Origin of the sequence: Pseudomonas sp. S4_EA_1b, from assembly GCF_016307435.1 — a bacterium.
GTDB lineage: Bacteria > Pseudomonadota > Gammaproteobacteria > Pseudomonadales > Pseudomonadaceae > Aquipseudomonas > Aquipseudomonas rhodesiae.
The window spans coordinates 1-17702 of sequence record NZ_JAEILC010000071.1 but is presented as its reverse complement, the minus strand read 5'-3'; the positions used below and the strand labels follow the sequence as shown (position 1 = coordinate 17702).

Annotated in this window: 25 protein-coding genes; 19 read left to right on the top strand and 6 right to left on the bottom strand. The window is 57.2% G+C overall.

From position 1 onward, the window contains the following. The first annotated feature begins 74 nt into the window (after positions 1–74). The 5 genes from YA0848_RS21755 to YA0848_RS21735 all read left to right on the top strand — a co-directional run bounded on the left by YA0848_RS21755 (position 75) and on the right by YA0848_RS21735 (position 3263). Positions 75–749 (top strand): hypothetical protein, encoded by a 675-nt coding sequence (locus YA0848_RS21755; RefSeq protein ID WP_176707257.1) that lies wholly within the window; start codon positions 75–77, stop codon positions 747–749. Next, a complete protein-coding gene (locus tag YA0848_RS21750) occupies positions 746–1270 on the top strand; it encodes a hypothetical protein (RefSeq protein WP_065327639.1) in 525 nt (174 codons plus the stop codon). The genes YA0848_RS21755 and YA0848_RS21750 overlap by 4 nt, the downstream gene beginning before the upstream one ends. Before the next feature lie 184 nt (positions 1271–1454). Continuing rightward, entirely contained in the window at positions 1455–2093 is a 639-nt protein-coding gene (gene lepB, locus YA0848_RS21745; RefSeq protein ID WP_198731409.1) for a signal peptidase I, read from the top strand. A 90-nt stretch (positions 2094–2183) separates the two neighbouring features. Beyond that, positions 2184–2600, top strand: a complete 417-nt coding sequence (locus tag YA0848_RS21740; protein WP_141678448.1) for a hypothetical protein — start codon at positions 2184–2186, stop codon at positions 2598–2600. A gap of 105 nt (positions 2601–2705) precedes the next feature. Beyond that, complete coding sequence (locus YA0848_RS21735; protein ID WP_176707258.1) at positions 2706–3263, top strand: DUF3841 domain-containing protein; 558 nt, start codon at positions 2706–2708, stop codon at positions 3261–3263. Positions 3264–3284: 21 nt separating this feature from the next. Here the strand turns inward: YA0848_RS21735 and YA0848_RS21730 are convergent, their stop codons facing one another. Then, positions 3285–3785: a hypothetical protein gene (locus YA0848_RS21730; RefSeq protein WP_065327643.1), complete on the bottom strand. Its 501-nt coding sequence runs from the start codon at positions 3783–3785 to the stop codon at positions 3285–3287. A 182-nt stretch (positions 3786–3967) separates the two neighbouring features. Here YA0848_RS21730 and YA0848_RS21725 point away from each other — a divergent pair, with 182 nt between their 5' ends. Then, positions 3968–4480 (top strand): hypothetical protein, encoded by a 513-nt coding sequence (locus tag YA0848_RS21725; RefSeq protein WP_065327644.1) that lies wholly within the window; start codon positions 3968–3970, stop codon positions 4478–4480. Positions 4481–4917: 437 nt separating this feature from the next. Here the strand turns inward: YA0848_RS21725 and YA0848_RS21720 are convergent, their stop codons facing one another. The 3 genes from YA0848_RS21720 to YA0848_RS21710 all read right to left on the bottom strand — a co-directional run bounded on the left by YA0848_RS21720 (position 4918) and on the right by YA0848_RS21710 (position 6190). Continuing rightward, a complete protein-coding gene (locus tag YA0848_RS21720; protein WP_083196154.1) occupies positions 4918–5199 on the bottom strand; it encodes a hypothetical protein in 282 nt (93 codons plus the stop codon). Positions 5200–5315: 116 nt separating this feature from the next. Continuing rightward, positions 5316–5573, bottom strand: a complete 258-nt coding sequence (locus YA0848_RS21715; protein ID WP_065327646.1) for a hypothetical protein — start codon at positions 5571–5573, stop codon at positions 5316–5318. Positions 5574–5905: 332 nt separating this feature from the next. Beyond that, entirely contained in the window at positions 5906–6190 is a 285-nt protein-coding gene (locus YA0848_RS21710) for a hypothetical protein (protein WP_065327647.1), read from the bottom strand. 213 nt (positions 6191–6403) lie between these two features. On the opposite strand from YA0848_RS21710, the gene YA0848_RS21705 reads away from it, so the two are divergent. The 6 genes from YA0848_RS21705 to YA0848_RS36125 all read left to right on the top strand — a co-directional run bounded on the left by YA0848_RS21705 (position 6404) and on the right by YA0848_RS36125 (position 10762). Further along, entirely contained in the window at positions 6404–6817 is a 414-nt protein-coding gene (locus YA0848_RS21705) for a hypothetical protein (protein WP_198731408.1), read from the top strand. Further along, a complete protein-coding gene (locus YA0848_RS21700; RefSeq protein WP_065327649.1) occupies positions 6814–7617 on the top strand; it encodes a hypothetical protein in 804 nt (267 codons plus the stop codon). The genes YA0848_RS21705 and YA0848_RS21700 overlap by 4 nt, the downstream gene beginning before the upstream one ends. Positions 7618–7642: 25 nt before the next feature. Next, a complete protein-coding gene (locus YA0848_RS21695) occupies positions 7643–7912 on the top strand; it encodes a DUF4031 domain-containing protein (RefSeq protein WP_065327650.1) in 270 nt (89 codons plus the stop codon). A 149-nt stretch (positions 7913–8061) separates the two neighbouring features. Continuing rightward, the gene (locus tag YA0848_RS21690) at positions 8062–9900 is read left to right on the top strand and encodes a phosphoadenosine phosphosulfate reductase domain-containing protein (protein WP_086250786.1); all 1839 of its coding nucleotides are present in this window, start codon (positions 8062–8064) and stop codon (positions 9898–9900) included. A 28-nt stretch (positions 9901–9928) separates the two neighbouring features. Then, positions 9929–10165, top strand: a complete 237-nt coding sequence (locus tag YA0848_RS21685) for a hypothetical protein (protein WP_065327574.1) — start codon at positions 9929–9931, stop codon at positions 10163–10165. A gap of 24 nt (positions 10166–10189) precedes the next feature. Beyond that, positions 10190–10762, top strand: a complete 573-nt coding sequence (locus YA0848_RS36125; RefSeq protein ID WP_232925155.1) for a hypothetical protein — start codon at positions 10190–10192, stop codon at positions 10760–10762. A gap of 100 nt (positions 10763–10862) precedes the next feature. On the opposite strand, the gene YA0848_RS21675 is transcribed toward YA0848_RS36125, so the two are convergent. Beyond that, entirely contained in the window at positions 10863–11546 is a 684-nt protein-coding gene (locus tag YA0848_RS21675) for a hypothetical protein (RefSeq protein WP_065327572.1), read from the bottom strand. A 174-nt stretch (positions 11547–11720) separates the two neighbouring features. On the opposite strand from YA0848_RS21675, the gene YA0848_RS21670 reads away from it, so the two are divergent. From YA0848_RS21670 to ltrA, 6 genes are all read left to right on the top strand, one after another. After that, on the top strand, positions 11721–12842 hold the full coding sequence (locus YA0848_RS21670) for a hypothetical protein (RefSeq protein WP_065327571.1): 1122 nt from the start codon (positions 11721–11723) through the stop codon (positions 12840–12842). An 80-nt stretch (positions 12843–12922) separates the two neighbouring features. Then, positions 12923–13345 carry a hypothetical protein gene (locus YA0848_RS21665; RefSeq protein ID WP_065327570.1) on the top strand — a complete coding sequence of 141 codons (423 nt, stop codon included), beginning with the start codon at positions 12923–12925 and terminating at the stop codon, positions 13343–13345. 2 nt (positions 13346–13347) lie between these two features. Beyond that, positions 13348–13569: a hypothetical protein gene (locus tag YA0848_RS21660; RefSeq protein ID WP_065327569.1), complete on the top strand. Its 222-nt coding sequence runs from the start codon at positions 13348–13350 to the stop codon at positions 13567–13569. A gap of 380 nt (positions 13570–13949) precedes the next feature. Further along, positions 13950–14114, top strand: coding sequence for a hypothetical protein (locus tag YA0848_RS21655; RefSeq protein WP_176707252.1), 165 nt, complete (start codon positions 13950–13952; stop codon positions 14112–14114). Continuing rightward, positions 14114–14548 carry a hypothetical protein gene (locus YA0848_RS21650; RefSeq protein ID WP_065327567.1) on the top strand — a complete coding sequence of 145 codons (435 nt, stop codon included), beginning with the start codon at positions 14114–14116 and terminating at the stop codon, positions 14546–14548. The genes YA0848_RS21655 and YA0848_RS21650 overlap by 1 nt, the downstream gene beginning before the upstream one ends. A 666-nt stretch (positions 14549–15214) precedes the next feature. Beyond that, a complete protein-coding gene (gene ltrA / locus YA0848_RS21645) occupies positions 15215–16636 on the top strand; it encodes a group II intron reverse transcriptase/maturase (RefSeq protein WP_024718247.1) in 1422 nt (473 codons plus the stop codon). A 91-nt stretch (positions 16637–16727) separates the two neighbouring features. Here ltrA and YA0848_RS21640 read toward each other — a convergent pair whose 3' ends face one another. Beyond that, positions 16728–17129: a hypothetical protein gene (locus tag YA0848_RS21640; protein ID WP_198731407.1), complete on the bottom strand. Its 402-nt coding sequence runs from the start codon at positions 17127–17129 to the stop codon at positions 16728–16730. 146 nt (positions 17130–17275) lie between these two features. Between YA0848_RS21640 and YA0848_RS36120 the strand changes: the two genes are divergently transcribed. Then, the coding region (locus YA0848_RS36120) for a hypothetical protein (RefSeq protein WP_232925154.1) at positions 17276–17702 on the top strand (427 nt) is incomplete at its 3' end.

The following is a 17702-nucleotide window of genomic DNA, read 5'->3' as shown; positions in this document are numbered from 1 at the left end:
CCGATCCAACCTTGCAGGATACGGGCACCATGAGATGCTGCCTACGAACTGAAGATCCACCATTGAGGTTGAAAATGGACTCGCTGGACATCGCCTTAGTAATCCAGGCAGCAAAACTAGGACGCACCCGGAAAGATGCGCAAGAGGACACCTGCAGCGTGTTCGCCGCCGCACTTTACGACTTCCTGTCCTCCCGAGGCGTACCCTGCAAAATGGTCACGGCCGTGAAGAATGGTCACGGCGCTTGGGCTCATGCAGTTGTAGAGGTCGACGGTCGCCTCTATGACTCGTTTGGCGAGTTCTCGACCGAAATCTACCGTGCTCGAGCCAAGATTCATCCGTCCGTAACGGTGAACATCACCTACAAGCCTGACGTCCGGGAAGAGTGCTATGAGCCTGAATTTGAGGAGATGTACGCCTTCTATCTGAAGATGCTGACCAAAGCGGCCAACGCTGCTGCCGGTCCTGCAAGCGTCAAGGCTGAACCGCGAGTGAAGAAGCCCAAGCTAAGCAAGGCACAAGAGAAAGTAATGCTCTGGCTCAGCCAGGGGTGGGGAGCTCGCGTCTCTCACGGTGCCGCCGTGGAAATCAACGGCGAGCGCGTGTGCAACGTGGACACCATGACAGCACTTGAAAAGATGGGGCTTGTCAGCCGCGATCCCTCTACTCGCTACTGGAAAGCAACAGACGAAGGCAAGAAGCTCAGCCCGAGCTACAGAGAACCTGAAAGCCTGGAGGTTGATGCATGACCTTGCCTGGTAAAAAGGTCCTTCTCACTGGGGCTGCCCTTTTCCTGCTGGCTCTCGTTAGCGGGGTCGGAATAGGTGTGGCCATTGCGCGTAGCAGTAAACACGAGACCTTTACCGTCCCGCCGTTTTCAGTGCGCCACCAACAGGCAAGCCTTCTGGAGGGTATGTGCGCTCACAGCGATGTCTTTAAGCAGCTCACCGAGCCCAGGGATGATGCTCCAAAACGCCTGGTCAAACTCAAGGTAAAGGCAGCTCCACTCTCTGATAGAGGAGTGATCTGCAACGTGGACGGGGCACTTCAAACTATTACTTCCTTGAGCTCGGGCACCATTGTCACCACGCAGATGAATGAGACCTTCCTGGTATCCGTCACCGGGGAGTCTGAGTTGATTTCTGAAGAGTTCGCGAAGGCTCTTTCCGGCTCTAGAACTATCCGTGCCATGGCATCCAACGCGGGTAATGACGGGACTGTCAAGGAAGCTGTCGACCTCAAATTGAGCACCCCTTGGTGGCGCTGGTAGCTCACGCAAACGCCAATTGGCTTAAGTGTGAGGCAAAAAAACGGTATCTCATGCCCGGCCCAGTGCCGGGCTTTTACTTTCCCGCCAATGATTCAGCCCCTGGCGATGGGCCTAATTGAATACCTTGGGGAGTCTAGGAGAAATAACCTTCATGTGACTTAAACGCCCTACAGGCAATGGCCACATGAAAATTCCCCAGCTCTTCAAAACTCGCACCTTCGCTCTGCTGGTGCTGCTAGTCGCTGCTCGAGCATCTGTCGCAGACTGGTATCTGGTACCGACTGGATCAATGAACCCTACCATCCAGGAAGGCGACTTCATCTTCGTCAACAAGCTCGCCTACGGGGCCAAGCTTCCCTTTACTGATATCCAGCTTCTTTCCAGCAAGCAGCCTGTTCGGGGCGATGTCGTTGTGTTTATCAAGGCCGCGGACAATACCCGCATGGTTAAACGGTTGATCGGCGTGCCAGGCGATACAGTGCAGCTCAAGGATAACGTCCTGTGGCTCAACGGAGTGCCAGCACAGTACTTCCTGATCGAGAGCACCGGCGACAAGTTCATCGTTCGCGAGCAGATCGATTCCCTGGACCACGACATGCAGATGCTTGTTCGCGCGAAAAGCACCAAATCCACCACGGACACGATGGTGGTACCGGCCGGCAAGTACCTGGTCATGGGCGACAACCGCGATAACAGCTTCGACTCACGCTTCTTCGGTTTCGTCGATCAGGCTGATCTGGTTGGGCGGGCTGAGATCGTCCTTGCCTCATTTGCGCCTGACACCTACATGCCCCGCATGAACCGCGTGGGCCAGAGCCTGTAAGCCACCCCCTTTCACGATAACTTCCGCCCACGCCTGATTGAGATCCGACATATGGACCTAGAGCCCGAGTACTGCAGTGTCAGAGACGAAATGATTGCCGCCGGTATCGACATCGCTACGCTGAACGGCCCTGGAGAGATCCACCAAGCCATCCGGCAGCTATACCACTCTGACCCTGACGAGAACGAGCCTGTTGTGGAACGCTGGCGCTCAATGCTGGAACCGGCGGACGCACGCGCACAGGCAGCAGAGCTGGCGGAACAGTTCGCTGCCGAGCGTGGCCTCAAAGGATGCCCGGACTGCCACCAGGAGCCTACCGTTACCCCAAGAGGACATATCGTGTGCGAACAGCACCCGGAGGGTTGTAAGATCGGTACCTATGGCCGCTCGTACACAGATTCGGTGGTTTCCTGGAACGAAGATGGCAGCTGGATCCTGCTCGGCGCCGATCAGGACAGAGTTGAGAGCCGCCCCCTGTATCCTTTCAGAATCCACCCACCAGCCTGATCCCCCATAGAAACCAGACGCTAAAGACCAGTGAACCGATGACCCATGGATAACTCTCTCCTCGCCACACACAAGTGGCCGCGTGAACTTTCGAAGGACGGGCACTTGTCTGCCTGGATTGTCATCGAGAGAGAGGCCTGGGCCCTATTGCAGCAGCGAGGACATCTAAACTGCCCTTCATCGCTGGCCGAGCCTGATTTTCACGCCGCCTATGCCTGGATGGTTGATCAAATGTGTACTGCAGGACTCCGTCCACCCGAGAAAAACCAAACCCCATGGTGGGTTTGGGTGCGACGAGACCGAGGTCAGCTTTCTCCGTATCTTGAGGATCTGCAGGGCGTCCTTGACCCTATCGTTCTAGCCTTGCGGCTCCCCGCCGCAGAGGTTGTTCTGTCCAACTTCGACACGTGGCACGATGTGCTCAATGAGGGATACATCCAGAGCTCCGATGAGGACGGAATCGAATTCGAAAGTCTTTCGGAACCCTTGGAGATTGATCGCCGCCTTAAGGCATCCTGGACAGAAATTTTTCAGCTCGATCGCCAACACGGCGTATCAGTTTCCCCTATGGATATATCAATCCAAGGATGCATCTGGACGCTTCGACAAGAGTACGTTCTGGGTGTAGTGCCAAACGACCAACTGCCATTGATTGAGCAGTAACCCATTTGGTGGAGAAAGCCTCTAGACAGCCGGCCTGGCATTTTCCGATCGAGGAAGAGGGATGTCATCTGCCAGCGAACAGATCAAGGAGTACTGCTGGGCATTGGGCCGCGGTGCCTGCATCGACTCCCAGTCTATCTGGAGGTTGTTCTTCTCAACCCGGAACTGCGCCGCTTTGCGGAATGCATTGAGGTAGCCAAGCTTTGCAATCCCGAAGCTCTTTTTTCTGCTCTCGCCAGATTCGTTAGTGTAGAGCGCCATAAAAGCTGCCTTAGGCTTCTGACCTGGACCTCGAGCCTGAACGGAAAGGAAGACTCCAGCCAAGGGACTGCTCCCTGCCTTTGGCTTGATATGTGGAATGGAACGAAGGAGTGACGTTTGCCCTTTTACAGCAAGGGTCTCGTCGCGGAACTTGATCGCTGCAACCAACGCCAGCCCCTGCCCGTCCTCCGCATAGGGAAAGTACGAGGAAATTGCTAACCGAGGTATAACCACCTGGATCCCATCTTTCCGGATCTTCAAGTACCGACGCCTGTTCAAGTATCCCCCTAGTGAGCAGTAGCACTCGACTTGTCCTGGTACATAACCCGCCGGCCATGCCCCATGATTGCCTCTAAATGGCGCGAATTGAGCTCTGACCCTCTCCCCCACTCCAGATAATGACGATGCGGAATAGCCCGCACTCTTCGCCCTCTGGAGGCTTCATGTTCGGCTCCAACATTCCCTCTGCCAATCCCAACGGAATGGCTGTATCCATCAACGATATCCCCGCCGGCACCCTGAGTGCTGAACAATGGAACCAACTGGCATCCAAGGTTCGGGGAGACAAGTGGCTGATGCTGCGTCAAGTCTGGTCAATCCTGATGGCTACGCTGAGCATGGCGATGGAGGTTATTGGCGCCGGCTTAGGTGTATTCGGCGCGTTCCTTGTGTTCACGATCTTTGTAGAACCGGAAGCCATCAATACCGCCATCGCGGCCGGCTTCGCCACAAAAGCTCAGTTCATCCTGACCATCATCGCCGCAGCAACAATACTGACGTTCATCGTTGCCCTGTTCACCTCGCCCAAAATGCGGCGCGACCCGGTTGAGGATGAGATGTGGCGGCTGGTGCGCGTTGTGCTCGGCGTGCACGCGACAGGCAGCTACAGCGTCAGGCCGGCAACAGTTAAAGCCGAAGTGGATGTCCCAGCGGGTGCTGCCCTAGGCCCTCACTAACCCTCTAGCTTGGACCGCGGGCATCCACGACAGTGCTCGCGGTTCAATTCCCCCTGTAGACGAAGCTCTTTCCGCAGGCTGTACAGTCATGGTTTGACGGTGCCCCAGACACGGAGCAGTCATCGTCTACCTGATTCTCCTCCCCGCAGTGCTGGCAACTCGCAAACCACTTGGTCTCCTTCCATGCAAAGGAAGGAATTTCAGGGTCTCGCGGATACCCAGCGGCCGGTCGAACTGGCTTTTTCTTAGGGCTCTCTTCCCGCGCATTGTCTGCCAGGTCATGGAGGGTTGCGCAGTTACCACAGCACAGAGTTACGGCAGGCAGTAGCTGCCCATCAACGTCATGCCCTTCGGGATCGATTTTGTAGGTGAACATGTCGTTGCACCCGCAGTTACCGCAGATCACATGGAGCCGAGCTCTTACCATGAGGTCACTCCTACGCCGCAACGCCGCTTGCAAGGCGAGAGCAACGCAACGCCAGCTTGTGCTGGTAGTCAGAACCAGTACAGGTGGCCTCAAGCCTCACCACATCCTGCAGGGTGACTACGCGGTTACCCTGCGCATGGATCGCGCCATGCAGGGCCTCGCAGAGAGCGATCACATACTGCGGCGCATTGTGCTCGGGGTGTTTGTCGTGAGATGCAGGGTTCTTTTTTCGATCTGTCAGCGCCTTGTCAATCAGGCTCCAGAACGGGTCGAATTCATGGGGTCGTTTCATTGGTCCACCTCGGCGAATAGGTAAAGGGCTCAATGCCCAAAATCTCAGTCATTCCAGCAGGGAGAGCAAAGCGGTCGCTTACCATCCTGGCCCTCGGCCGACTCGCCCTAGAAGCCTCACGGGGTCTTCTTGAACTGTTCAGCCCATACAGCCACTTTCCCACCAAGGGCTTTTACGTCCGCCGCCCTGGTGCTCGAATAGTCCACGCCGAAGCGATCCATCCAGTCGATCGCGGCCTGGGCGATATCAATTTGGCGCTGCAGCTCGTGCTTGGGCGGTCTGGACAGCGACGCCAGATCAGTCACCGTTGCCAGCGTGCAATCGGTCACGTAGGCCAGCGCATCTTCGGGGCTGCGAACAGTGTGTTTGTTCATTTCTTCTGAACTCCAGGCGATGTCTCTACGGCAACCGCAATTTCTTTGTGTCGAAGGCACTTCGAGCAGGCCTCAGAACCGGTGTAGTCCTCAGGGCTGATTACGTCGCAATCCACCCTCTCCGAGTGCAAAAAATACTGTCCGCAATACGGAAGCCCCGTGGCCACATTCAGCAAGTGGGCCTTACGAGGGAGATTGCTATCTGAAGCGCCGCCACAGAAAACAATGGGGATTTTCATTCAGAACCCTGGCGGTTTGCGCCCGCGGCTACATTGATGGGCCAATGTTCTCACACCCGCTGAATGCGCAACCTCTTCAGCGATACATCAGCTTCAGGGCTTTGGCTTTTTCCAGGGCCATCCGAACACGCACCAGATGAAGCCGCCGATCATGTAGATGGTCAGGTAGGCAAACGCTTCATTGAGTCGAGTCATGTACACCTGCCAGGCGCTTGGCTCTCCCTTCAAAACCCCGTCAAGCCAGGCCAGCGCGACCGTAGTTACGATGGCTGAGATGCAGACATAGTGGAGTGACTTGGTGAGAAACCACTTTAGGCGCTGCTGGAATGGCGTGGTCGAAACTGAATCGCCTGATTTTCTCTCGTTACTGTCGGACATGATTAGGGCCTTCCTATGAGTCTCTGGGTAGAGTCGCATCCAGGCCAAGCCAGAGGCCTTTGATCGACCCCTATATGGGGTTCGAATAGCCCGCCAGCCCACTTGCCCTCCCTATATCGTTCACTCCGTACCTACCGCACCAGCAGTCTGGCTTGCAGATCTGCTTGCCTGTGCGAGCGTTTCGCCACGTGACTACCTGACCATGAGGTAAAAATGGAAATCTCCCCGCGACTTGATGGCGTGGATGGCACCTTCAATACCGATACCGGGCAGCTTAAATGCGTGCCCTATCCCAAGTATGCCGAGGTCCTTCTCTGTTTCGCGGAGCGGGCAAACATCCCATTCGCCAGGATCAAGCTCCATAGCGAGGATCGTTACCAAACGGCTTTGGCTGTTTTGCCGGACGCCGTCCAGCTTGGCGACGAGATAACCAAACGCTGGAACGAGTACCCCGCCCTCCGAGAACGCGAGCGTCGCTGTCCAACCATGCATGAAGGCGAGAGCCGTGCCCTACTCCGCGGGCTACAGGAGTGCGCACGCTTGTTAGGCCTCGGCTACGAAGCCAGCCCAGCGGAAGTGGTGGATGCATTGCGAGAGGCGTTGACACACCAGGTGGAAAAGAAATGAGCAACCCTGAAAGCCGAACCATCGGTACATCCATTCTGCCTCTGCGTCAGTTCATCCAAATCAAGGCGCACATGTGCAGCTACACCGGCTCCCCTGCTACCGACGAAGATGTCGAGGCATTCCTGTCACGGAATCCGGATGTCACCCGCAGAATCGTTGCTTTTGGTGAAGTGTCTGAGGAGGACCTGGCTTTGATTGAGCTACGGCTCAGGGCTGAAGCCGGTCCTAGCGAGGCAAAGAGCAAAGAGGCTGAGCTGGCATGGTGGGCAATTGCTGGCTTCTTTACCCGAATTGCGGCCATTGCAACACTCGCCAGCTATGCCGTTGGTTTCCTGGCCGTTGGCCCGCTGGAGCTGGGTGACGCTCTCGTGAAGTACTTTACGGGCAGCAATTATCTGCCGGATGGATGCAACGGAGCAGAAGCCATCGTTCTGCCCTGCTGGATGACTTTTGTGTTCTCCCGGCTTGTGGGGGCGTTTGCTTGGATTTTCAGCTTTCGGGTGCTGATTCAGTTCATCAACCGCCGAATTGGCGTACTTGAGGCTGGCTCTGAAGAAGCCTACGAACAGGCTATATCCCTAGCGAACAAACCGCAGCCGGTTGGAAACCTGGTTGGTGTGAACAACACCAAAGGAGGCTTCCTATCCTCCAGCGAATCCACAATCGAAACGACGGAAGGCTTTCATCGCGTCGCCGGCTTGGCAGGTGGACTCAAGCGCGGAGCCCCAATCTATCGCGTGCGCAACCGGCTCTTCATTGGAGATGGCACGGATCAGAAGTGCTACTGGATCCTGGACTAACACCGACTCCCGCCGAGACGCTCCAATGGCCGTATACGTTGACAACATGAACGCCCGTTACGGGCGAATGACGATGTGTCACATGCTGGCAGACTCCGAGGAAGAGCTGCTTTCCATGGCCGACCATATTGGCGTTGCTCGCCGCTGGCACCAGTTCCCTGGCTCGGTGAAATCCCACTTCGACATTTGCTTGAGCAAGCGGGCCAAAGCTGTCGCCGCTGGCGCCATTGAAATCGACTACCCAAGCGATGTCGCTCGAATCATGAGGGAGCGCCGCGCAGCGGCCCAGGCGTAGATTCGTCTGCAGCTATGGGATCGTTCTCGCGCGGATGGGTAGCTATGGGGCTGTCTGCTCGGGCCGGCTCCCATGCAGGCCTCGATCAGGACTTGCACTTTCAGGAACCCCGGTACCTTGGAGACATCAACGAATTCCGAGTCACCGCCATGCAACTTGTCGCCTCCTCCCTCTTTCAAGACGCCACTCCGGTCGCCGGCCCTATCGTGGAGCTCAGCTTCGACGAGAAGGTGGCGAACGCAGTTGCGGTCATCAAGCGTCACATCCTCAGCGGTAAGCGCCTGATCGGAGCCTGCAGCTTCGGCAAAGACAGTAGCGTCATGGTGGCCATCACCCTTCTGGCGATGGAGCAGCTCATGGAAGCGGGCTTCAAAGTTCCAGAATTCCACGTCATGACCAGCGACACCCTCATCGAGAACCCGGTTGTGGAGGCGTACAGCAAGGGCGAGATTCGCTCGCTGAAGAAGTACGCAGCGGAGAAAGGCCTTCCGGTACGCATCTGGGTGTGCCGCCCCAACCTCTCTGAGAACTGGCTGGTTTCCATTATCGGTGGCCGGACTGTCGCATCCCTGCCGGGGAACTCGGCTAAGTGCCAGCAGCAGATGAAAAAAGCGCCCCTGGACCGGACAAAACGCCAGATCAGGGCTGTCATCAAGAGCGAGATGGGAGCCGCCTTCAAAGAGGATGATCTAGTCGTCCTGATCGGCACTCGTCGCGACGAGTCGGCCGTGCGTGAACGCAACATGGAAGCTCGAGGCGAAAGCGCCTTTGAGCCGGTGAACACCGCAAAAGAAGGCGAGAAAGCTGCATGGGTGCTCAGCCCAATCGCCGACTTCACCACCATGGACATCTTCGCGTTCCTTGGCCGGGTGACCAATGGCTTCATCAAGACCTACAGCGACTTCGAGGCCCTTACTGAGGTCTACCGCGACGCGGCCGGCGAATGCATGGTCAACGTGTTTCTGCGCGACGGTAATGCGGAGCGCAAGACGGGCTGTGGCGCCAGACATGGGTGCTGGCTGTGCCTGAGGGTTCAGTCAGATCGCAGCATGGAAAACATGCTGGCGGAGGAGTCGGGCAAGTACACCTGGATGACTCCCCTTCACAAATTCCGCAACTACCTAAAAGCCCGCCACTACGATCCGAAAGGCCGGAACTGGATCTCGCGCTCGATCAACGAAGAAACCGGCATGATCAAGATCGCGGCCAACGCGTACTCCCCAGAGCTGTGCCTGGAGTTGCTGCGCTACGCCCTGACGATCGATGCTGACGAGGCAGTTCGCGCCAGCAATGCAGGCGAACCCGCACGCTTCCAGCTGCTGGGCATGAAGGAGGTCCTGACGATTGACCTCTACTGGGGTCGCTACTCGTATCAGCGCCCTTTCACCGCCCTGAACGAGTACCGCGAGATTCTTGAACGCGGCAAGCGCTACTACATCCCAGATGAGTACGAGGAGTTCACTCGGGATGACCTGGATGTCAGCCGCTCGATCGAAGTCCCCTTTGTCGACAAGGAGTTTCACGGCATCTACGAAGGTCTGCGCTCGGCCATCAGCTCGGTGGCCAACGCAGAAAGCGTGATCAAGAAGAACGGCGTTTACTACACCCACGTGGACGAATCCAACGAGTTCGACATCGATTCTGAGGGTGTTCACCTGTTCTACGAATTCGAGCTGGACCGTGCGCTCGAGTACTACGGTCCACACTCGGACGTCTGCCCTTCCGACGTCGTGCACTACCTGGCTCGCTTCGGGACAGCGAGTTTCAAGAAGGGCGGCCACTCTTCCTGGGACAAGATGCTCCGCATTGGAAACCAGCTGCATCGTCACGGGCTGCGCGACATCCTGAATGACCCGGATGCCCTGATCGCCAAGCTCACCGCATGGGGAGCGGAAAACGGCTACAGCAACGCCATTTCCGCCCCTATTCCTCACCAGGCCCCGACATCGCTCGTGGCTGCCGATGGTCAGTACCTGATGTCCTTCTGAGGACAACCATTTTCGAACAGAGGTGTTTATGCCTATCAAGCGAATCGTTCTGAAATACCCCTCGGCTCCCACCGAGTCCTTCTACACCGAAGAGCACATGTACGTTGCGCTCGACTCGGGAAGTGGCGGCTATCCAGTACGCAGCACCATTCTCAACGCGCACGATTTCAAAACGCTCGAGGCAGCTCAGAAGTACGTCGGTCAATTCGATGAGTTCAAGCCGGTAGAACTGTCGATCGAAGTCCAGGAAAAGCCGCTGGCCTAATACGGCCACAGAGGTAGAACCAACATGAGCAGCATGCAAGCACAGGCTGCACGGCCCCGCGCAGGGACTGTGGCAGAGACCTTCAAGGGCGATCCCAGAATGCTGAACATGCTGGGAGTTCGGGTGATTGCCCCTAGGCTGAGCCGCATGTCCTCTCAGGGAGAGGAATACACCTTCGACGAGTTCCACAACGTGCTCGAAGCCAGGGGCAGCACTGCCAGTTATGGCTATGAGTACATGTTCGATTGGAACCCTGCTGAGCGCTGTCGACTTCCGCCTGTGCTGCAGGATCTACCCGCGGGCGTACCTTCGCCGGTGAAAATCTCTCCCTGGAAGGAATCGGCAATTAAGGTCGTGGCCCTGATGCGAAGGCAAGGCTTCGTTACCGCCAAGCAGATAACGTCCCACGGTATGGGTATGACAGCGTGGACTCAGCCAAAAGGCATGAAGCAAGCCTGGTTGAGAAAAGGTGCTGCTCGAGGTCAATGGGTAGAGACCGAACACATGCCGCCATTCGATATCCAGCACCCCGAGCTCTATCAGATGGCGTTGAAAGCTCTGGATGAGGAAGCGGAAAACCAGTTCAGCCTGGTCTAAGCAGGGACAAACTGAAAGCTGAGCACCGCTAAAAGATAAAACCCCGAAAGCTAATGCGATCGGGGATTTCTTTACCCACACCCTAAGTGCAGGGTGGCCCTTACGGTTTAGCGAAGGCAGCCTTAAAGCGGGCAACTTCTTCTCGCTGTTCAGCAACCAAGCTCTTCAGCTTGTCCATGTGCTTCATGACAAGAATGGGGCTCTGCAGGAACGCGACGCCTGGCATGGTGTTGGGAAACACCGCGGTTACCTTGGCATCTGCTGCCGCCCGGATGGGCTCGTACCACTGCGCAAATCCGCCGTGACGCATTTCGCTTGTATCTCGGAAGATGGATTGAGCATCGCCTACAGGCACGTCCAGTTGCTTCCGGCACTCCAGTGAGTCGTAGCTGTAACAACCAATCTTCAGATCGCCATCCAGGATACCTTGGCGTAGCGCACTGACCTCGGAGGTTGCGAAAACGGCCGACATGCCGATTACCATCATGGTGAGTCCGACCAACCTCCCACTTAGGAGGTTCATCACCCCAAATAAAGCGATTAGCAGGCCAAAGGCGGAGCCATGCCAGTACACCCCTATGCGCCAGCTGAGGAAAGATGCGTTACGCATGTCTTCATCGGTAATCGGAACCTGGAAGGTCAGCCATGACGACGCGCCAATGCAAATGGCCAGGTATGAAAAAGCTACCAGCATGAAGATGACAACAGCCAGGCCGGCGGCCTTGGCCAGTGGCCCCTGCGGCAATTCTGCCTGCTGATTCTGTTGTGCGGTTTCGGCTATCACGTCGGCGCTCCATGGTTTGAAGAAGATGCCAGGAGGATCGCCTTTCTTCAGCCTTTGAAATCGTCAATCTGTCCCCTCGCCCGGCCCCAACCGGCGGTTGCAGTTTCTACATGGGTGGGAGAATGGCTTTACAGGCACCTCCCGTGCTCTGGTTCAGTCTTCCCAGGTATCCGCATGAAGTTACTTCTCGCAGCCGCTTTTGCCCTGTGCGCAATCAACGCCTCAGCCGCATCCACTGTGGTGCCCGCCGATGATCCTCGGCTTCAGCCAGCAGAGGTAGTGCGCGTCGAGCCTTCGGGGCCAGCTGGCTTCCCTGAGATCTACGTCGATGGGTACATCCACAAGGCAACCGTAGAGGCATTCAAGCGACTGGGAAACCTGAATGGCTCCGGCATGGGCATGGTGTATTTCAATTCACTCGGCGGGGATCTGGTGGCTACAGTCGAACTGGGCCAGCTCATCAGGGAGCGAGGGTTCTCCACCAGGGTTGGCAGCAAAGGTACTTCGGGCAAACCTTTACCTGGTCGCTGCGAAAGCGGGTGCCCTTTTGCCTTCGCAGGTGGCCGCTTCCGATTCCTTGAAGCGGGCTCAAGCCTCGGCGTGCACCAGTTCTACCGAGCAGCCGGCCTGCAGGCGAATGACCTGTCCCACGCTCAGATTGCTTCAGCTCTGATTGCAAGTCACCTGGCAGACATGGGCGTTAGCATGGCGCTAATGGGCAAAATGGTCTCTGCAGATAGCGAGAGCATGCGCTATCTCACCCCGCTGGAGGCCTACGACATGGGACTGATCAACGCAGGGACTCTTCCTGCGCAATGGGGTATTCGCGAGATCAATGGCGCTATCGTTCTGGTTGGGGAGCAGGAAACTATCCAGGGAACCGCCAAGATCGCCCTTGCCTGCGGCAGCCATAACGACGTGGAAATGGCTGGGCTGTTCAAAGGGTGGTTCGACCCTTCTCTCTTCAAGCCCTTCAACGAGGTGTCCTTGCAGGTCGATGGTCAACCTATTGGAGCTGCATCGAGCGTCGCCGAACAAAGCATCCACAATGGTTTCCTGAGCTACAAGGTTCTACCCACCGATCATCAGCTCGATGCCTTGGCTCGCGCTCAGGAAATCGGGCTTCAACTTCACAAGTCTGGGACGGAGCACCGGGTCGACTTCAAGGTTGATGCCGCAGGCGCCGGGAACCTGATCACCAGTTTTGTGAAGCTCTGCCGCGGCGACCGGCCCAACTTAACCGGTGGCGTCTCAAGCCACCTACCGCAATCCGCGCCCCAGACCATCACGTTTTAGTCGCTTCGCTTGCAAATTTCGATGATGTGCGAGAATGCAATTCAATCTAGAACCCCGCCGCATCGCGCAGGAACACCAGGATGAAGCTCAATCTCACGCTACCTAATGCCCAGGCCCTCTACGAAGAGCTCCTGCAGAACAAGGCAGCGCTCAGCGCCCCCATGGCGACCCTCCTCGACTCTCTGGAGGACTTCTGCGGCGTGAATCTGGAATGGCACCCTACTGGCGGCCGGAAGCTTCCGACCATTCGCGGGCAGGGCTGGATGGTCTTCTTCAACGAATCGCCGACCGATTCCGATGCACCTGAAACCACACTCTGGGATCGCGAGTTGGATCGCCACTACGTGCTTACGGGCGACCACCGGGAAGCCTTCTCAAGGCTTGCCTCGCAGGGATTCAATGCGCTCTTTGCGCTGTACCTGGAACTCGATCAGAACCCTGACTTCCACAATGGTTGCACCTATGCCCCGCGCGGTGCACACGATACCCCACTGAGGAAATGACAATGGCCCGCGCCCTCACCCAGTCTCAACACCTGGCCCTGAAGTACCTCGAGAGCAAGTGCCCCGATTTCGTCTCTCCTACCGAGGTAGGGGAAGAAGTTGGCAAGCAAATGGGCAAGGAAAATCGACATAGCTCTTTCGGCAGCCCACTGTGCCGCAAGCTGGTCGATCTTGGCCTTGCCGTTCGAAACGAAGCAGGCCATTACGCAGCCGCGACGAAGTAACGAGTTCGTATGCAGACCCCAATTCGCCGGACCGTTCTCCGCCGCGGTTTCGTGGAAGGGTATCAGCTGGTTCAGCTGCACCTGGACTGCGGCCACTACGTCGACGCTGGGCATGGCTTGCCCAAAACTGCTCGCTGCACTCAGTGCGAATTGGCCCGATCCGGAAAACTGGTGGACGCCTGCATGCAGGCTGAAAAGACTCTCACAGAATGCCCGAAGGCCTTGAGGCTTCTGGGCGAATACACAAAGCATGCTCGCGCAGGGCGTCTCTCTACATAGAGCTTGCGAAGCTTCTTCCTGGGACTTAATGCTGCTGGCGCTCTCTCAGATGAGGACTTCAGCAGGCTAGACGCAAACCTTTAACGTGAAGACCAACCACCATGACCGGACTAGCGATCGTTTTCCTAGGATTCATCCTTCTGATTGGGATGGGCATTATCGCAACCCGCCTCGAACGGCTGGACGCGCAATGGAAACGTCAGAATGACCTGCGCGAGGCCGAACTTCGCGCACAAGGCATCGAACTCAAAAAGGAGTCTGCTTGATGAACGTTCCAAACCTTCAAGAACTGTTAGCTGCCGGGCCTGTAGCCATCGAGTTTTCCGAGGGCGTTGAGGAACATGAGGCTTACGCAGAGCCCAAAATGCGCGCTCACCTGGTGTCGGTGAGAGTGGATCCTGACGACGTAGCGGTACTGAAGGTCGACTACAGCACTTACGATGGCTACAACAAGTCCTTCGAAAAGGCGAACTACTACGACAAGAACGGCCATGCCACTCTCACTGCACGTGAAGCCGGCCATTACAACGTTCAGGAGGACCTGTACGTCTCGGCTAGCGAAGAGCTCGATCACGTATTCATCGTCCTGCCCAATATTTCAACGCAGCTACTGGAGGAGTTCAAAGCAAGCGGCCAGGCCGGCTATGTGCGCTGGCTCGAAGAACAGCTGATTACCGCACGTACAGCCGGCGTCAAGTAATGCAGTACGGCCAAATCGCCACCCTAGCGATCTATCTGACAGCCCTGCTTGTTGCGGTTTTCCTCGGGCGCTGGCTTGGCCGACTGCCACAGCAGCAGCTGATGAACGTCCTGGGCGTTTTCGCTGCGCTTAGTGTTCTTGTCCTTCTCGGCCTGGCGGCGGTGATACTCCCCTCTCCAGCGACATGAGTAGGAGCATCAGAACGAAAAACCCCGGCCAGGCGCCGGGGTTTCTTTTGGGTGCGCCAGGCATGGCGCGTTGCGCGTAGCGCAACCCGCTTGGTTGTGGTGGCCAAAGCGGGTGACTTGGAGGTGAAAGTCCTCTACACACCCGGCAAGGGGAAGTGTTAGCCAGAGGCAAGGGTGTCGTGGGCGACCGCGAATCTGAAGGAAGCCCGAGGCAAACTGCTGGCCTGACGAACAGGAAGCGGATAGAGGCGGCACAGCGGGGTGAGGCGGCCCAAATCGTCAAAGCCCAGTACTTGCACGGGACGCTGTGACGTAAATCCGACAGGCATAAGCAGGAAGGTCACGCGAATTACCCTGGGAGATCTGCACGTTTGCCACTGTGCTACCGAGCGTCGAGAGGCGACGGGACGAGCGTGCAGAAGTCAGCCGAGGCCGTAGTAAGTGGCGGTTAACCGCGCCACCAAGGGCCGAACAGGTTATGCCGCCAGTAGGCGTCACTGTCTCGTTGGTAGCCGTAATGCAGAAATTTCCTACAACGGAATCTGTCACTCCGAATCCCGGCCAGAAGCCGAGGGTGATGCCTGACAGTGCAAAGGTGCCGGCGGCGTCAGCGACGTGGACGAACGCGGAGCCGGACACGCTGATGGAGCGGGTGCTTGCACCGGCCAACCTCAGGCGTGCGTATCAACGCGTGGTTAGCAACAAGGGGGCTCCGGGTGCCGATGGCATGACGGTCGCTGACTTGGCGGGCTACGTGAAACAGTATTGGCCAACCCTCAAGGCCAGGTTGCTGGCCGGTGAATACCATCCCCAAGCAGTGCGAGCGGTTGAAATTCCCAAGCCGCAGGGCGGCACACGGCAACTGGGAATCCCCACCGTCGTGGATCGCCTGATCCAGCAAGCATTACAGCAACAACTCACGCTACTCTTCGATCCGCTGTTTTCGGACTACAGCTACGGTTTTCGTCCGGGCAAAAGCGCTCACCAAGCCGTTGAACTGGCCCGCTCCCATGTGGCGGCGGGGCATCGCTGGTGCGTGGAGCTTGATCTGGAAAAGTTCTTTGATCGGGTCAACCACGACATCCTGATGGCCTGCTTGCAGCGTCGCGTCGAAGACAAGCGAGTGCTTAGGCTCATCCGCCGCTACCTTGAAGCTGGGGCCATGTCGGGCGGTATCGTCAGCCAACGGCAAGAGGGGACACCGCAAGGCGGCCCACTCTCGCCGTTGCTGTCGAATATCCTTCTGGATGAGCTCGACCGCGAATTGGAACGGCGGGGTCATCGCTTCGTGCGCTACGCCGATGATGCGAACATTTATGTGCGCAGTCCTCGGGCGGGCGAGCGGGTGTTGGCCAGTATCGAGCGCTTCCTGTGCCATCGTTTGAAACTGACGGTGAACCGGAAGAAGAGCCAAGTAGCAGGGGCTTGGAAGTGTGACTACTTGGGTTACGGGATGAGCAGGCACCAGCAACCAAGGCTGCGTGTGGCAACGATGAGCCTGGGGCGCTTACGCGACCGACTCAGAATATTGCTACGCAGTGTAAGGGCCCGCAAAGTGGCGACTGTCATTGAGCGAATCAACCCTGTCCTGCGAGGCTGGGCTGGCTACTTCAAGCTCAGCCAGAGCAAACGCCCACTTGAGAAATTGGATGGTTGGGTCAGGCATAAACTTCGCTGCGTCATCTGGCGTCAATGGAAACGGCCCTCAACGAGGGCGCGCAACCTGATGCGCCTGGGCCTGAGCGAAGAACGTGCCTGTAAATCGGCCTTTAATGGCCGAGGCCCGTGGTGGAACTCGGGAGCATCTCATGTGAATCAGGCGCTACCGAAGAGGCTATGGGATAGGTTCGGACTGGTCTCGATACTGGATACGATAAACCGGCTTAGCCGTATAACCTGAACCGCCGTGTACGGAACCGTACGCACGGTGGTGTGAGAGGACGGCGGCTGTGAAGCCGCCTCCTACTCGATGAGGATCGCCGAAGGACCTTCTAGATGATCCGGCCGATACGCCAGGTTCCGCTCCAGTCTTTGATTGGGCAACCTGGGTACTTCTCTGCCTCCTCGGCCTCCGCAAAACCGTAGATCGTGCCGAGATCGTTCTGCTGGAACTTCAGCATCCCACACTCCGGGAAAACAACTCGGGTAATCAAAATGCCCTTAAGGGGAAGATCTGTCTGTTTGGCCTCGAGAATCTTTACTCCCTCCTGGGTGTACTTCAATACCCGCGCTTCGACCGTCTCCCCCTCATGCCAGTATGCAAGCTCACCGACGACGGGCCCTGTGCGCGCTGGGACAGGTGAGTCCGCGCCCCGCAAGTAGGACACCAACTCATCGGCAGCAAACCCGGCAGCGACTATTACTGCCGCTGCAATGACACTTAAAGCCCGCATCACACCTACTCCGTCCGATTTGCCAGATGACGGAATGATCGCGCGACCTGTACTTCCATTGAGCCCCATCTGCCCCTCAGAAGGGGGCAGTTGCAGTTTCCCCGCCAGCCCTGAAGCTATCTGCTCATCTTAAGCAGGTACCGATAATGATTGCCCCACACTGCCCTCCAGGCCTGGGCCCTGAGGAACTCGTCAAGCTGGACGACGAGTCTCTGTCTCTGCCCTCAGACGAAGTGAAGCCCTACCTTCGTGAGCGCATGACTGAAGAGCAGATGGTTGCTGAGATTGACGCTATAGGCACCCTAGCGGCTAAGCGATCGGACTATGGCATCTACGGCATGCTGGGGCTTCAGCGAGATGAGCAGGGTTACAGCTGCATCTACAGCGGCAACTCCCTGTTGAACTGGATGCACGAGCACGAGCGCAGGCGGATGCACCTGCTGAAGCTGGCTCTCCCCTCGGCCGGTGAGCAGGCTGAAGCAGCCAGGATCCGTATCAAGTCCCGCATTGCGGCACGGAAAGGCCGCACTCACGTAACCCCGGACTTGCATACTGGGGTTGTACGCCGGAATC